Source organism: Synechococcus sp. N19 (assembly GCF_900474045.1).
GTDB lineage: Bacteria > Cyanobacteriota > Cyanobacteriia > PCC-6307 > Cyanobiaceae > Parasynechococcus.
The window spans coordinates 169,731-185,642 of sequence record NZ_UCNR01000009.1; the positions used below are offsets into that span (position 1 = coordinate 169,731).

General features: G+C 45.9%; 16 protein-coding genes and 1 tRNA gene. 6 read left to right on the plus strand and 11 right to left on the minus strand.

What is annotated here, in order from left to right:
- Window positions 1–1,033: 1,033 nt before the first annotated feature.
- The 4 genes from DXY02_RS05940 to DXY02_RS05955 all read right to left on the minus strand — a co-directional run bounded on the left by DXY02_RS05940 (window position 1,034) and on the right by DXY02_RS05955 (window position 4,704).
- Complete coding sequence (locus tag DXY02_RS05940; RefSeq protein WP_114988466.1) at window positions 1,034–1,630, minus strand: DUF2939 domain-containing protein; 597 nt, start codon at window positions 1,628–1,630, stop codon at window positions 1,034–1,036.
- A 176-nt stretch (window positions 1,631–1,806) separates the two neighbouring features.
- Complete coding sequence (locus DXY02_RS13200) at window positions 1,807–2,139, minus strand: helix-turn-helix transcriptional regulator (protein ID WP_371639966.1); 333 nt, start codon at window positions 2,137–2,139, stop codon at window positions 1,807–1,809.
- A gap of 167 nt (window positions 2,140–2,306) precedes the next feature.
- The gene (locus DXY02_RS12170) at window positions 2,307–3,449 is read right to left on the minus strand and encodes a hypothetical protein (protein ID WP_137024430.1); all 1,143 of its coding nucleotides are present in this window, start codon (window positions 3,447–3,449) and stop codon (window positions 2,307–2,309) included.
- Between the two features lie 250 nt (window positions 3,450–3,699).
- The gene (locus DXY02_RS05955; protein ID WP_170951495.1) at window positions 3,700–4,704 is read right to left on the minus strand and encodes a PrsW family intramembrane metalloprotease; all 1,005 of its coding nucleotides are present in this window, start codon (window positions 4,702–4,704) and stop codon (window positions 3,700–3,702) included.
- Between the two features lie 798 nt (window positions 4,705–5,502).
- On the opposite strand from DXY02_RS05955, the gene DXY02_RS12175 reads away from it, so the two are divergent.
- The 5 genes from DXY02_RS12175 (at window position 5,503) to DXY02_RS05965 (ending at window position 10,491) form a co-directional block, all read left to right on the plus strand.
- Entirely contained in the window at window positions 5,503–6,783 is a 1,281-nt protein-coding gene (locus tag DXY02_RS12175; RefSeq protein WP_137024433.1) for a hypothetical protein, read from the plus strand.
- Between the two features lie 45 nt (window positions 6,784–6,828).
- Window positions 6,829–7,059 (plus strand): hypothetical protein, encoded by a 231-nt coding sequence (locus DXY02_RS05960; RefSeq protein WP_114988469.1) that lies wholly within the window; start codon window positions 6,829–6,831, stop codon window positions 7,057–7,059.
- Between the two features lie 36 nt (window positions 7,060–7,095).
- Window positions 7,096–8,340, plus strand: a complete 1,245-nt coding sequence (locus DXY02_RS12180; protein ID WP_206749629.1) for a hypothetical protein — start codon at window positions 7,096–7,098, stop codon at window positions 8,338–8,340.
- An 87-nt stretch (window positions 8,341–8,427) separates the two neighbouring features.
- Window positions 8,428–8,802, plus strand: a complete 375-nt coding sequence (locus DXY02_RS12185) for a hypothetical protein (RefSeq protein WP_137024437.1) — start codon at window positions 8,428–8,430, stop codon at window positions 8,800–8,802.
- A gap of 348 nt (window positions 8,803–9,150) precedes the next feature.
- Window positions 9,151–10,491, plus strand: coding sequence for a serine protease (locus tag DXY02_RS05965; protein WP_114988470.1), 1,341 nt, complete (start codon window positions 9,151–9,153; stop codon window positions 10,489–10,491).
- A gap of 1,296 nt (window positions 10,492–11,787) precedes the next feature.
- Here the strand turns inward: DXY02_RS05965 and DXY02_RS05980 are convergent.
- From DXY02_RS05980 to hisF, 7 genes are all read right to left on the minus strand, one after another.
- Window positions 11,788–11,874, minus strand: a tRNA-Ser gene (locus tag DXY02_RS05980).
- Between the two features lie 109 nt (window positions 11,875–11,983).
- The gene (locus tag DXY02_RS05985; protein WP_206749630.1) at window positions 11,984–12,238 is read right to left on the minus strand and encodes a hypothetical protein; all 255 of its coding nucleotides are present in this window, start codon (window positions 12,236–12,238) and stop codon (window positions 11,984–11,986) included.
- 32 nt (window positions 12,239–12,270) lie between these two features.
- The gene (locus DXY02_RS12935) at window positions 12,271–12,420 is read right to left on the minus strand and encodes a ComEC/Rec2 family competence protein (protein ID WP_244276172.1); all 150 of its coding nucleotides are present in this window, start codon (window positions 12,418–12,420) and stop codon (window positions 12,271–12,273) included.
- A gap of 381 nt (window positions 12,421–12,801) precedes the next feature.
- Window positions 12,802–13,692: a glycine--tRNA ligase subunit alpha gene (gene glyQ / locus DXY02_RS05995; protein ID WP_114988474.1), complete on the minus strand. Its 891-nt coding sequence runs from the start codon at window positions 13,690–13,692 to the stop codon at window positions 12,802–12,804.
- 42 nt (window positions 13,693–13,734) lie between these two features.
- Complete coding sequence (locus tag DXY02_RS06000) at window positions 13,735–14,085, minus strand: hypothetical protein (protein ID WP_114988475.1); 351 nt, start codon at window positions 14,083–14,085, stop codon at window positions 13,735–13,737.
- Window positions 14,086–14,164: 79 nt separating this feature from the next.
- Window positions 14,165–14,866 carry a bifunctional demethylmenaquinone methyltransferase/2-methoxy-6-polyprenyl-1,4-benzoquinol methylase UbiE gene (gene ubiE / locus DXY02_RS06005; RefSeq protein ID WP_114988476.1) on the minus strand — a complete coding sequence of 234 codons (702 nt, stop codon included), beginning with the start codon at window positions 14,864–14,866 and terminating at the stop codon, window positions 14,165–14,167.
- Window positions 14,863–15,633, minus strand: coding sequence for an imidazole glycerol phosphate synthase subunit HisF (gene hisF / locus DXY02_RS06010; protein ID WP_114988477.1), 771 nt, complete (start codon window positions 15,631–15,633; stop codon window positions 14,863–14,865). Before hisF ends, ubiE begins: the two co-directional genes overlap by 4 nt.
- A 56-nt stretch (window positions 15,634–15,689) precedes the next feature.
- On the opposite strand from hisF, the gene DXY02_RS06015 reads away from it, so the two are divergent.
- Window positions 15,690–15,905 carry a DUF2862 domain-containing protein gene (locus DXY02_RS06015; protein WP_114988478.1) on the plus strand — a complete coding sequence of 72 codons (216 nt, stop codon included), beginning with the start codon at window positions 15,690–15,692 and terminating at the stop codon, window positions 15,903–15,905.
- The last annotated feature ends 7 nt before the right edge of the window (window positions 15,906–15,912 follow it).

Sequence of the window (15,912 nt, forward strand, 5' to 3'; positions counted from 1 at the left end):
AGCAACGTCTTTGGAGGTCGCCTCTGAAGAGGCAAGGAGAATCGCCAGGATGATTGGACGAAGAACACGAGTCCTAAGCGAAGTCGGAGAAGTCCTCACTGAGGTGGACCCATGAAAATGAAGTACTTGATGAGGGATTAATGAGGGCATTACTCCTTCTGCTTCTGGCAGCAATGCCTGCAAGTGCAGTCCCACTCCCCTTGGTCTGCGAACTCACCAGCGAAGATGTTCCTTCAGTCAAAGTCCTGCTGACTGAAAGAACTGCTGTGTCCCTTAAGGGTGAGTTGCTCCAGGGAAGCAAGACCCTTGGAACCTTCCAGACAGGTAAATCCAACGGATACGGGAGTGTCTGGTGGTCCTTCCATGACCAGCACGACAAAGGTGATGGCACCTCAGTGCTCTTTAAGGACGATCAGCACTGGAACCCTCACCGACGAATTCCCAAACCCTCTGAGACGAACAGGGTTCTGTTCGTGGGGTTTGCTTCTGACCTTTGGTATTGGAAGAACCCCAAAGCACCTGGTGTCTTCAGAGGCAATAGAGACCTACTGAAAGCAGCAGCAGGGTTCTGGACCATCTCTGAGCGTTGTTTAGGGGGTCGGATAGTCCGTGGATAAGACCAGAACCATGAAGCAGTGGATACGGAGAGGGTGGAAGTCGACTTCGCCCTAAACGGGACGCCATGACACAACATGGGAAGGATTTGCCAAATCGTGCCGGAAATACCACAACAAATACCACAACACAGAGAATGTCGTTGATGTGGTCTCGTCCAACCCACGAAGGGAAATGCCCTGGACGATTTCAGATCACGGACGGCTTCAGGCAGGCACAAGGAAAGGAGTAGTCCAACCCGTTCCACTCAACAAATAAAAATACCCACTAAGGAGGGAAGTACGGATGTGCACGACGCACCAGTTACGCCCCTATATATATAAAATCCAATTCTTATAGAGCACACAGTCATTCGCCCAAAGAAGGACGCCCGGAGAACTTATCTGGTGTTCACCTAATCGCCAGTTGGTACTCGGAATCAGTATGTGCTGTTGAAAACCGATTGGGGTATTTCTATCCCAGTGACCTTCCAGTCAGCAAATCCTTCGCGCTTCATAAACAGGGATATAGGTTCGGATATGACGTTTTTGTTGCTCAGTTCGATCTTGAATTCGTTGAGATCTGTGTAATTCATCTTTACACTAAGATCTGGACTTGGCTGGAACTCTTCCGTAGTTGATTGCTTGCTTGACCATGAATTCTTCTCATCAAGAAAATCGCTTGGCTGTACAGACATCTCTCCGCTTGAGAGCAATGCCTGCAGACCAGCTGGAGAAATCACTTGGTCGATCAAGGGATCGATAAGTGCATTTGCCATCATGATGCCAAATGCTGCAAAGGGATTTCCCTCAAGCTCTGTAGCTGCCTTTTTCATGATCGCTGCCTTGGCGACATCTTTAAAGTCTTCTCTAAGTTCAGGAAAGTCGACAATCTTTTCAATCTGTCTTGTGTCTTTCTTTTCAAACGCCTGTTTAAGCTTGTTTACAGTAAGCCAAGGTGATGCTGCGTAATAGGCGCCTACAAGCACTCCAGTTCCAGCCGCTGCTAATCCTAGAACTTGCTTTTTTCTTGGCATTGTTCTTCTACTTATGCAGGGAATATTAGTCGGTTTTTATCGCCTCAGCAGCTGAGCGTGCTCCTCCATATCCCTTTTCTACATCACAGTGGCGTAGGAGGAGTTGTCGAGCGCCAGCGAGTGCCCTGCCTTAGGAGAGTTCTGTTGATATTTAGGTCCCCCCCCACCTGGCGGGGTCATCTGGATGCCATCTGGTCTTCCATCCAGGCAGTGACAGCAGACTCCACCCAGACGACGGTGTTGCCACCCACTGAGATCTGCTTGGGGAAGGTGCCTGCATCCATCCAGCGATAGAGGGTGGAACGGGTCACCCCGACGAGGTTCAAGACCTCTGGGAGGCGTAGGAAGCGGGGTTGAGCTTTATTGCTTGATGGCACGACAGAGAGGAGAACAGAGTCCTGATGACAGATCTTCTCTATCAGGGAAGCTAGGGTTGAGTAGCTTTTCGTAGTCCTGTTCTCGCTTGTGTCAGCAAGGAGGGGACGGTATTGCCGCTCCGGTAGCTCCACATTTGGTTGATGACTGTTGCGGTTGGTCAGCCAACCCAGAGACCTAGCAAAGGGAAATCTGTTTTCCGATGATGTAAGTAGTCACTCCAGAATGAGAAAATCAACATACAAGATTCTTAAGGACAGAATGGCATAAAAAAGCATGAGGTGAATTAGATCTAAAAAACTCATACCAAGAGCCTATACAAGAAAAATGGAGACACAAAGAGATACGCGAAAGTAATAATGAAAAAATAGAAATCTGAACGGTTCCTGTATCTTCTTACTCGGTGGCGGTCGTCAGGTGAAGATGCTCTTAAAAGAAGGTTAGAAGTAAGTACTGACCAAAGAAAGACCAAAGCAGTAACAGATAGGCAAATTGAAAACAAATAATCGGCATATGTTGGATATTCCAAACCAAGAGGAATCATTTTTTTATAGCCATCCTGCAAAAACACTAAAACAAGCAGAACGGATGCTGGAAGAGCAATTTTGGCGTCAACATTATCAATCTCAATCAAGGGCGTTACGACAACGACAATCATAACAATTATAAGGGGTAGGAATATATTCAAGAAAGAGCTAAATAAATTCCTACGGTAAATAGCCATCACACTTAAATTAGAGTACTTAGTAATGTCTGGCGGGAAATGCTCTGCCGCAGCTTTCTGACCCCAATCAGTAGGATAGACATGAGTTCTAGGAACAACAGAACTATCGACAAAATTATATCCATGAAGAGTTCTATTTTGAGCAATGGTGGAGCCGGATTCTCTGTACAGGAAATTTGCTTCTGTTGTCCAAAAATCATTTACTTCAACTTCAACAGGAAGTGAAATAGTTTCAAAGGGAAACTTTTTTAAATACAGGTCGCGCGCAATAAACTTGCCTGAGAAAAATAGCCATTGTATTTTTTTCTCATCTACATCGAACCAAGGAGTGGATGGTTCAACGTGTCTTACAAAATCATATCGCTCAACAGCATTTACAAATCCAATAGTATCCAGGGGACTTTCTGCAATTTCCGAATCCCACTCCGCAAGCCAATCAGGTAATTCGTCCCATTTGAGCCAAAGATATCCTTCAGCATTAAATGTTTTAGATGACAGGTCCAGTCCCCATAAATTTGTTAAATTAATGCCAATATCAATATTTCCATTGCCTTCTGTTAATGCATGATAAGAAGCCGGCTCATAATAATCAGCCGAGGCATTAGGCTCAGAACTGAACTGAGACTCATGTATAAAGATGAAAAACCATATCAATAAATAAACAAAAACGAAAACTAGTCCATATCTTCTATTACTAAATATTTTAAAGGCTTTTCTCACGGCAGAAAAGTAAAATCAGTTCATAAAGCATATTACCAAAAGTGGGATTTCCGAGAGCGACGAACTGAGTGGAGTTCGATCAGGTGTGCGCTTAATACTACTTCTGAACCCCATTTATGAAACTGTAGTACTAGATGTGAGAAGTTCGTTGGTACTGGATGCTGCAAAATCGCCATATTCAACTTAAAACAAAACATAATAACTACTTACTGAGATATAATTATGGAAGAATCGCATTCGCATATCTCAATCACAATTCAGAAACAATAAGATCAAGGAGTCGTGTATTTAATGAGACATCAGACTTGTAGAAAAGATTCTTGGCATATCGCAAAGAGAATTTAGAGAACTTTCGGAAAAGATTTTCGCGCAATTTAATGGATGTGCCTTTGGGATGGAAACGCCACAAAAACGTTGAACGTGCCAAATACTGATTAATCGGGCTAGAAACAAAAACTAATGACTTAAACTTTGAAGAGTCAGAGGAAAGGTTGCCGCTTGAAAAAACAAAAAAAGAAAATTGATTCAAAGCAGTGAGGTCTAATATGACAGCGGAAGCAAACAATGCGACAAAGACAATAATAGCAAAATTTACATTTGCGTAATACAATAAATTTCCCAAGTGGTTAACCATAATCGGCTGGTCAGGAGGACCCAAGCGCGATAAATATGCGGCGTAATTATTCAAACCATGCAAACAAACAGAAACTAATAATGAAAGAATAGATAGGTAAATACGTATAGAGCTCCGATAAAAACTTAATATCCATACCGAAAAGCCACTCCAAACGGAGAAAAGCAAGTGCATGCCCATGGTCCCAATTGTCCTTCCGCCAAACACTGACAACCATGTCATTAATGGAGTAGAATCAGTTAATGCAGAAGCTTGATAATAATAATTCTCAAGAAATTCAAAACCGAGAGCAACAACTGAGCTATAGACCAAAAAGTCGACTAATGAGTCAACCTCTTTTCTGATAAGAAAAAGGAGAACGACTAGAAAGCAAAACTTGGAGAGCTCTTCAAGTAAAGGAGCCTCAATAACTCGATTAAAAAATATCACGTAGTCAGAACTGGAATTAGATGCCATAAACCAAGACAAAATATTCGGAGCATAGATGACAGCGAAAGCACTAATAATTCCAAAGATAAAGGCAAGTAAAATAAACCTAAAAGGTTCTCTTTCAACTGGGTCAAGACATCGAAGACAGTAAAGCAAAATCAAAGAAGGCGCGGCTGCGGCAAGAGAACTCAAAAAAGCAAACATGCAAATGGAACGAATAGAACAATCAATAAAACCATATTAATGTAGTTAGAAAAAATCACAACAACTAAGGAACATGATGCTTGAACAACAAGAATAATTGCAGCGAGATTGAAAAGACATGCAGGGAGACAAAAACTACCTAATAGAAGCACGCACTTACAAGAGGTGATACAATAGACAAAAGGATGCTGAGAATGATTCTTCTACTCTCGACATTAACCTTATTTGCAATTGAACCAGTTGATAAATCTGCCTTAGCGAGAAGAGATTGTACAAATGACTGGCAGGGAATATACAAAATAGTAGATTCCAAGATTAGAGAATCGAATTACTCAATCAAATCGGATATAGATTGCAGAGAGATAAAACAGATAAACAACTACAATCCGGAAAGTGTCATGATTACAACTGGAAGAAGAAATCGTAAATTTGTTATATGCCTGTCTAACGAAAAGAAAATACCATGCAAACACATTATTGGAATCCTTAAAGGCGACAATGATCCTGTCAGATCAATCACAAAAGTATTTGGATTAAAACGACCAAAGCCAAAATATCTAAATGAAACCAATGAACGCTTTTTCTTTAGCCCAAAACTTCTGCATGGACCAAGATAAAGATAGAACAAGGGGAAAAGATGCAATAAAAACTTGGATCAACTATTCTGCTTGAATTAGACACGAAAATTCTATGCATAAAAAAATTTAAAAATGGGTGCTCACTGATTAAACATTGTTGCCAACACAATAATTTTGGCTAAAGTAGAAATGATGAATCATGTGAAGCATGAACAATTCTTCGGACGAACTCATTCATTGGATTGAATCTCAAGATGAGCTTAAGTCTTTAAGAAGACAAGCTGAATCCAGCCTGTGCGAATACAAGCCATATGAAGAGACTTTAGAAGACAAAATCAAGGTCATGCCTCGCAATAGATTGGCGGTAAATCCTAATCCCTTCGGGTCAATATTATCTAATTTTTGGATTCAAGGTAGATCACTTAGAGGTAAATTTTACTCTTCGCCAGAACTAGATTCTTCTCTTTCGTCCACAGCAAAAGTAACAAGCATTTCGACACTATGGGATTTCTTTACGACACTACCAATTCTATACTTCGCATTTACTTTTCTTGGAGGAGCTCTGAGCGTTCCAACAACGTTAGTGATTGGCTACTTAATATTATGGGCTTCCAATTCAAGTGGTGAAAATGCAACGAATGCAAGTAAAGATTCAAAAGGGAGAGCCAGAGCAAGCTTGATCGCTTTTGTGATTCTCTCTTTAGCCAAGACAATTGTTTCAGGGGTAGGCACAGACTTACTTCTCAGCCAAAATACAATAAGTGAAAATTTTGCGGGAAAGTTGGTAAGAGAACAACAGGCTAATAATGATAGGCTTCTGTCTGAAAATTCCAATGAATTGAAACTTCGGAGACAGGAATGTAGTCAGATTATCGAACAACTATCGAGAGTTGATAGAGGATCACAGCCAACAACTTGGAATTCACTTTATGTAAGAGGCAACGGAACATATGCAGATCAAGCGGCTGATAGAGGTTTGACACCACAAGAAATTATTAATAAGTACGGTGCAAATATTCCACCTTGTAAGTATGTAAAAGCAGTAGACTTAATCAATTCCTCTGCTTTTAACGAAAACAAGGCATCTAAGCAGAAATCACTTTCTAATTCGAACATGGCAAATTTAATCTTTAATTATGAACAGATTTATGCGATGTATTTTAGAGGTACACCTGAGAGTTTAGAAGGGGACGTGACGTGGAAACGGGATGGGAAAGTAATCCCAGAACCTGAATATGCTAAGGGTCGATTTAAGTGGGCAGATGGTTCTGTTGCTGTTGAACAAGCTACAACACAATTTTTTGATAAACTCTTTGACGTAAACAAGATTGGCTCTCTTGGCTTTTCACTCTTTACCTTTACTATTTCAGTTGTCTTGAGTTCTACGGCTACAATTTTGCTCTATCAAACATCTAAAGACAAAGGCGTAAAGGCTTCATATTCTCCCCAAGTCGCCAAAAAATCTAATGAACTTCTTTCAAAATTTTAAAATTAATTCACACCATTCAACACACTCAGATCCTCAATTAATTCCATGATTGATTCCGATTCCCGACAAGTAAGATCACTGCACTGGCTGATGTTCAACGGCAAGTCAGATGAAAGAGACTATGCAAAGATGATGTACCGCAAAATCTTGATAGAGCTCTGGAAGCAACATGTATCAAAAACTGGCGATACCTATTATCCGCCTCTGCAGAATGAATTGATTGAAGAATTTGAGCTTAACGAAGACCAACAATTAAATGAGTTAAATTACCAATAATTAACTAAATCTAATCAAACTGCCGCCATAAGAATAATGCGCAAGGGGCTATTTAATCTAAGCGGAAAGCAGCGAAATAGAGCAAATAGAATTGCATTATTATCTTTAATTATAATTTTGACTATCACTTCAGTATTTCTGTTCGGCGCCAATAAAATAGAGTACTCAAGATCACAAATGAATCTTGACCACGTTAAAGAGCAACAAATTATTTCGCCAGATAATTATTATACACAACATCTGATTGACCTAATAAATCGCTTTCGATCTTCACTCAAGGGAGAAGAAGAAAGTGACTGGAAGCCAGCTACTACTTCTGTGATAACTATTTCCATTGAAGGAATAGATAGAATCAACGAAGTTGAAAAGACTGTTCACATACGCGGTTTTGTTAATGCTCTATACGCAAAAACCAGCATCTCTACGCCTTACTTAAGTGAAGGTGATTTAACAAAGAAAGCCAAAGAAGATATTTTGTCTATTGCTGAAATGAAATTTGTGGATGCCGAGCAAAGCAAATGGGAACGAGTATCTATTAACGACTGGGGAAATGATACAACGATGTCACGTTATAGATTTCAAGGTTCCTTTCCATTAGAGAGAGATTTATCTAAATTTCCCTTTGAGCGTGCATCCTGGAAAATCAAAATGTCATTTCCATTGTCAGCTGCTTCAGTTTATTTTGATGTTAGAGATTTAAATATCAATTTTCCTGGCTCAGAAGTCGGCGCTTATATTTTTGATCAAAAAAATTGCTCAAACAACAGTATTGAGTTCATGTGCGTATTTAATAAGGTTGCTAGAGTTCAGCCCTCGAAATTAGAAAAAACCAAAGGTTATGAAAGAATTCGAGAATTCCAACCCTTAATTGGAATGGAAGGTTTCTTAAGAAGATCTCCAGGATCAGGATACTTTAGGCATCTATTTCCTGTATTAACTGTATGCGCTCTCCTTATACTAATTGATCAAATAAGCAATAAGAATCTGATAGACATCAAGATTGGTGCCCCTCCAACGATATTTCTTACTCTCATATTTATGCAATCATCTTATCAGGCTCAAATCACACAGCTTACTTATCTTACCTATTTAGATAAAATTTACATCATGGGCTTTCTTATGTCATTTTTATGCTTATCTAGTGCGATACTCGAATCAAGGACATTTAGCAACAATGTTGAAAGGAGAATACGGTATAAATATATGATAATCAGGCAACGAATAAGGTTCACTACTTACTCATTATTTTTCTTATGCCCTCTAATCGCCTGGTTCGTATGAAATACGAATAAATCTCAAGCAAGAGATGCATTATATTCGCACTTAACCATCAATTTTATACTATGATTATTTTGATTATTCTGAATCATGCCTGAAAAACAAAACATTACCATCATTCAAAGAAACAACAATGGTTGTGGATGTGGGACTCTTATCGGAATAATTCTGGCATTAGGTATTGCAGGTTATTTAATGGAAGAACATGGTCCGATTGTTGGCATGATTCTTGGAGCATGCGTAGGATCCTGGAGCGGCATAAAACTTGGTGGCTCATCATTAGATGAAATAACAGAGATCCCTGAAGATCAAATGTCAGCTCAGCAAAAGCGAGCTATGGCAATGGGGGCAATTGGATTAATTCTTGGCGGGATTGGAGGCTATAGCTTTGGCGCTGAAATGCAAAGAGAAATGCAAGACAATGCCAGAGTGATATTCAACTTATTCAGCAGGAATTCTGCATGATTTCGAAAGATGGGGGATGACTTATTCTATACGACTTGAATTTGTAAATATAACAGCTAAGATAAAGGGTAAGGATTTTGACTCTGATGGAATTTGTTTTAACCTATAATCTTCATCGGTCTACATTTTCTGCCTCTCGGCGTGAGAGAATTGTATCACTGCATGAAAAATGCAAGAACGAGTTAATTAGAGAAGCAAAGGCTATAATTAACCTTGTTCATGGTAAAGATCAATATGTTACGTTGCTTTCAATAAAGAGATACCATCCGCAAACTACAAGGGAACCTCTACTACTTAGCATTGATGGAGTAATTCAAACTAATATGGCATCCTAAAAGTTCGATTCTCATGCTCAATAGTTTTCAAAAAAACAGCTGGTTTTTTACCAGAATAGTAACAAAATATATTTTTAGGCTAACCTTTTATATATCAGCACTTTTTACTTTTCATAGCAGTAGTGAATATGCCTTATCAAATAATCTATCTATTCCCTCAGTAGCCAAAAGAGCAACAGATAGTGTTGTCAAAATTTGGGGACCTGGATCGCAAGGGAGCGGTGTAATGGTTTTAGTACCTGAAAGTGACGGGACCGGTTCAAAAATAATCATCATAACTGCACATCATGTAGTTGATAATCTCGGCAAAAACGAATTAATTGAAGTCCAGATCCCAGGCGGCAAATTCTTAGAGATTGAATCTAGCAATATAAATGTTATTAAAAATCACGATCTAGCAGTTATCTCTTCAATTAAATTTAAGGAAGAGCTTAAAGGGATAAGAGCAGCCAAGATAGGTAATAGCAACTTATTGAAGAGGGGTGACCAAATAGTCGTAGCAGGGTATCCAATAATTAAAGATAGCAATGTGTCAAATGACGTCAGAATTAATAAGGGTATTGTCCAGACATATACATACAGGGATAACAAAAGAAATCTGATTGGTTATAGCGCTAAAACGTTTCCCGGCATGAGCGGTGGTGGAATATTTTCAATGGATGGGAAACTTCTATTTATACATCTAAAAGGTGAACAGGAAATTTGGGATCAGATTGAGGCATCGACTGACAAAATCAGAAAGAGTGGAACTAATTTTGGTATATCCGTCTTGATGGTCTTAGAAGAATTAAATCGTGAAGCTCTAAATAAATATAAAAATAACTCTGCACTAAGTGAGTTCCAGAAAGGATTATTCCTTGTGAGATCAAATAACCCTCGCCAGGCATTCAAGGTTTTTGATAAGCTAAGAAACCAATTTCCAAGTTCTCTGGTTGCTGAGTGGAATGCTGCATGTCTCGAATTAGAAATGAAATTCCCGCAAGGGGCACCGAGTCTGGAAAATGATACTTTTCCATACCATAAATACACTCATTTCACCTTGAAAAGGCAAAAAGAAAGAGAAGTATTCTATTCCAAATACAATAAGAATCCATATTACGGTATTCCCTTTACTTCAGACTCTCACATATGGGATAATCAAGAGCGTTTGGAGATACTTGCAGATGATCCTATTTATAATTTAGCAAAGCAAGTGGACGAGTATAATCTCTCTATTAAAGCGCAAGGCTCATTAATCAGACTTAATCTTAATAAGGACAAGTGCGAAAAAATTGTAGGTCTTAGAAAATATATAGATCGAGACTTAAACGAAATACTTTACTGGGACTCAATACCTAATCCAGGAGCTTACTAGAGGTAAAATTAAATTGGTCACGCAGACGACCTCATTACTTGAAGCAAGAATTGAAATCCTGCTTTCATCGATACAAGAAGGGATATTAACTAATTCCAAAAATCTTGAGTATATTCTCTTTATTCCCTAAAGTATAGGCTGAAGCAACGAATTCTATTCTTATGAGATATGTAAGAATTTCATTTGTTTTTCTCACTCCGTTTCTACATGCTCTTTCGTTCCCCACCTCTTCTATGGCATTGCCGTGTCATATGATAGAGACATATCCAAATGAAAATAAGGGATGCTTTGACGATGTCGACCGTGATGGTCAATTTCAATATGAGCGTGGAGACAGGGCATTTAGTTCGATCTGCGATTGGCGTTTGTATCAGTTAAAAGCTGTTGCTTCACAACTAACTTACTCAATTGATTGCGATTAATCCTCTGTTGACTGAATCAAAGCATAATGGTTGAACTTCATAATAAAACTGCTGAACCTTTTGACGAAATTACTTCTCTACGTGTAGGCAATTCTCAGTGGTCGTCGTCGCAAGCAATTCACCTTGTGGTCAAAGATGGAGCAGTATTGATCCAGATTGATCTGTTGGAAGGCAAATGAAAGCACTACTCCTTTCTCTGCTTCTGCTCCAGCTAGCCGCCATGGCAGCAGATAGATACCGCATACAGGTCAGGAACCAGTTCGGTGGATGGCAGCAGTACCAAACGGTGCACCACCTGCCGACTGCATCCATAAGTGCCCAAAGGAGGGCAGTGCAAACGGGTAAGCAGCACCGAATCATTGATGAAGACGGAAACCTGATGGAGCTCCTGTATCCGTGAGGCTGCTGCTGCTGCTGCTGCTTGCGACCCCTGTAATGGCGGTAGAGCCTGAGGTGGATTGCTCTACGGGCGGCTCTGGTCTGTATGAGCAATCAGTGTGCTGGGACCAAAGACTGGCTGAACTGAGGCAGAAGCTGGAGGAACACCTGTCGCCAACAGAGGTTGGTGACTTTGATATGTCAGCCGTGAGGGTGTGCCAAGGAGCTTGGAAGCCCGCTAGGCAAGTCCTGATTTATCCGCTGATGGTGAGGGGCTGTCTTCAGAACCTGATGGAAGGGTTACTGGAGGAGGTTGAAGGGAGAGAAGCGGTGCTAAGGGACGGGGTGAAGTGAAGCCGCTATCACCCGTGGTTCAGGCTCCGTAGATAGTCCTTGAACAGACCTGGGTGGAGCATTAAGTAGAAGTTGCGGAATGACGTGCCTCAACTACGACATTCAGTGGGAACTTCTAAGACCTCCGAGGAGGTTATGAGAACGGAGAGGGTGGGATTCGAACCCACGAGGGTGTTACCCCTACACGATTTCGAGTCGTGCGCGATCAACCGGACTCTGCCACCTCTCCAAACGCCCTAAGGCGAACATTCAGTTTAAAGGCCGACGAACCGCGCACCCGCTCCATGCGCCAAAAGTCATCGGCGCTGCGGCTTGGAAGACTTGAAGCCCCGACATATTCAGTTGAAAACCTGCTGGGAACCTGATCGCTGCTGATCCTGCAGTGTCCAAAGGGCTTGAGGGCTGGGAAACAGCTGCCAGCGCTGGCGCCCCACGCCCATCACAAGTGCTCCAGATCGCTGCTGCAGGTGTTGCACCGACAAGTCAGTGCTCAGCAGCACCTGCCCGATGGCAATAGGGGGATCGGCCCTGCTGGGGAGCCTCCACGCGGTGAACCAGCGCAGAACGTCTAATGCCACAGGGTCAAGGAGCATCACCCAATCCAGGCAGGCGTTGCCATGGGTACTCACCAGTGCAGCGCGCCGACGATGGCGAGCAGAACGGAGAGGTGAAAACCCGATGCCGCCAGGGCATGGGACAAGCCAGCCATGCAGAACGCCTCTCGGATGTTTTCCAGGAGCTGAACCTGGGTGCTGCCCAGCACGAGAGCGGCCAAAAAGCCAGCCCTCCGCGGCCCCACGGCTTTTTCAGCCGCTGGGCAATATCGCGCCGCAGATCAGCCAACGGCGTCCACGAACGCTGCAGAACCTCGATGCCCTCGACCCGCAGCTGACTCCAACTGCCTTACGGGAAACACATTCTGCCGATCCCGGCAACAGCAGGTGCGCTGCTTGCAGCAGACACCTCAGCACCCCCCACAGCAGGTGCGCTGCTTGCAGCAGACACCTCAGCACCCCCCTTGGCCTCTACACGCCAACCCTGCAGCAGTCATGTAGAGCAGTCAGGCAGCTGCAGCTCAGTTCGCTCCTCGAAACACAAGGAGCGCCTGATAACAGAGGGCAATGGCATCAGCAGAACGACGTCGACGCAGAAACCATCAGGCCGGTGTCTCGAGAGTTCCCCCTTTCAAGAGCGGGAAACCAAGGGCCTCCCGTTCCGCCAGCCAGGCCTCGGCAACCTTGCGGGCCAGGTTTCGGATCCGACCGATGGTGGCGGTGCGCTCCGTCACGGAAATCACGCCACGGGCCTCCAGCAGGTTGAAGGTGTGGCTGCACTTCAGAACGAAATCCAAGGCCGGTGCCGGCAGCTGCTTCTCGATCAGATCTGCCGCTTCCGCTTCATAGATGGCGAACAACTGCTTGAGCCGCTCGGGGTTGGAGGCCTCAAAGTTGAACTGGCACTGCCCCTTTTCAAACGGCAGCCAGATCTCGCCATAACTGCGCTCGCTGTTCCAGCTGAGGTCCCAGATGCTTTCCACGTCTTGGAGATACATCGCCAGCCGCTCAAGCCCGTAGGTGATCTCAATCGAAACGGGCTTGCAATCGATGCCGCCGCATTGCTGGAAATAGGTGAACTGGGTCACCTCCATGCCGTCGAGCCACACTTCCCAGCCCACACCCCAGGCGCCGAGGGTTGGGGACTCCCAGTTGTCTTCGACGAAACGGATGTCGTGGTCAGCGGCCTTAATGCCCAACGCCTCCAATGACGCCAAATAGGTCTCCTGGATACCATCTGGGGATGGCTTGATCAGCACCTGGTACTGGAAATAGTGCTGTGCCCGGTTGGGGTTGTCGCCATAACGGCCATCGGTGGGGCGACGGCAGGGTTCGGGATAGGCCACGGCCCAGGGCTCAGGGCCAATGGCTCGGAGCACCGTGTGGGGGCTCATGGTGCCGGCACCCTTCTCGGTGTCGTAGGGCTGCAGCAACAGACATCCCTGATCTGCCCAGAACCGGTTGAGCGTGCTGATGATGTCTTGGAAATGCACTGGGCCGGGGCGTTCTGGGTTCCGATTCTGCCCAGTGGCCGGTCAGCCCTCCAAAGCCAGGCAACGGTGCAGGTGCGCGATGGCGTGATGGCGATGCGGATTGTTGCCGCTGGGACCAATCATTCCGAGCCAGAAACTGCCATCCCCCTGAAACACCAGGACGGGCTTTGCACCCCCCTTGCCATGGCAATCCAGCAAGGACATGCAGAGCTTTTCAGCCACCTCCGGTCCCTTGGGGCGCTGGCGCAGGCGACGCAACAGTGGATCCACCTGCGAGAAGGAGACGAAACAGGCGCGGTCGGAGTCGGTGATCAGGATCAGGCCATCCAGCCACTGCACTTCCTGAAGCAACTCTTCAATGCGGGGCAGCAGCTTCGGCAGCGGAAACGCCAAACCGGAACCTCCCCTTAACGTTCTCTTCAGTTTTCCTACGTCAGCACCGGGGTGTGTCGCAAGCGACGCAGGTCAAGTTTTATGCCCTAAGGATCAACAGGCCCATCTGTCCTGCCGCGAGCGAGCGGTGGTTCGCTTCGGCAAATCCCGCCTGCCGTGCCAGCCGCTCCTGTTCAGGCCCCGCAGGAAAGCGCTCCAGGCTTTTCTCCAGGTAGGCGTATTCCTCGCGTAAGCCCACAGAGGCTGCGGCGGGCACCACCAGGCGACGCAGATAAAAGCGCTGAAAGGCAGCCGCCGCGCCACTCTGGGGCAGACGGTTGAAATCCAAAACCCCGGCACGCCCGCCGGGCTTCAACAGCCGGCGCAGTTCCTTCAGCCCCTGCAAGGGGTCCGCCAGGTTGCGCAATCCATAGGCCATCACCGCACCATCAGCGCAGGCACTGGGCAGTCCGGTGTCGAGGGCATCCCCTTGCTGGAAGGTCACCGGCAACCAAGGCTGCTGCTGCTGGCGCTGGCGGGCACGCTCAAGCGGAGCAGCGGCGGCATCCAGACCGGTCACCGCACCAGCGGGGCGAACACAGCGCCCCAGCTCTAGGGCCAGATCCCCCGTTCCGCAGCACAGATCCAGCCAATGCTCGCCTACCACCGGCTTCAGGGCGCGTACCAACTGACGTTTCCACTGGCGATGCAACCCGAAACTGAGCAGATCGTTGAGGCGGTCGTAGCGGGGAGCGACAGCATCAAACAGCTGTTCCACCGCCGCGGGATCACCAGGCTTCATGGACGGATCGTCAGGCCACGGGAAAGCAGATCTTGCTTGATCTGTTCCACGGTGAGAACACCGTCGTGCAGCAACGAGGCCAGCAAGGCTGCGGAAGCATGGCCTCCCTCGGGGCCCAAGTCCAACGCCTCAGCGATGTGATCCAGGCAGCCTGCGCCACCGGAGGCGATCACCGGGATGGGGACCGCATCGGCCACGGCCCGGGTCAGGGCGAGGTCGTATCCAGCCTGGGTGCCATCACCATCCATGGAGGTGAGAAGGATCTCTCCAGCCCCAAGACCAGCCACCCGTTGGGCCCACTCCACAACATCGAGGCCCGTGTTCTCGCGGCCTCCTTTCACGTACACATCCCAGCCGCCGGCATCGCGCCGACGGGCGTCAATGGCCACGACGATGCACTGGCAGCCGAACTGATCGGCCCCGTCTCGCACCAGCTCAGGCCGACGCACCGCCGAGGAGTTGAGACTCACCTTGTCGGCACCGGCCCGCAACAACTCGGTGATCCCCTCAACGGTGCTGATGCCTCCGCCCACGGTGAAAGGGATCGTGACCGATTCCGCTGTGCGACGCACCATGTCGATCAGGGTGCCGCGCCCCTCATGGCTGGCTGCGATGTCGAGGAAAACGAGTTCATCCGCCCCTGCACGGCTGTAACGGCAAGCCAGCTCCACTGGATCACCGGCATCGCGCAGGCCAACGAAATTGACACCTTTCACCACCCGTCCGCGGGCGACATCCAGGCAGGGAATCAGACGCAGAGCAACCATCGATTCGGCGCAAAAGCGACTGTTAGTGTTGCGCCACTCTCCAAGCCTCGCAGGCTATGTCCCAGGCTGACGCCATCTCGATCGGTTCCAAGGTTCGCGTGACCCGCGTGCGTGATCGCATTCCCCAGGCCATGGTTGACCTTCTGAAGAAGGACGCCAACGGCACGGTGAAGGATTTCCGCACCGTCGACGGCAAAGGAATCGGTGTGGTTGTTGAGCTCAGCGATGGCTCCACCAGCTGGTTCTTCGAAGACGAAATCGCCGCCGCCTGAGGACTGT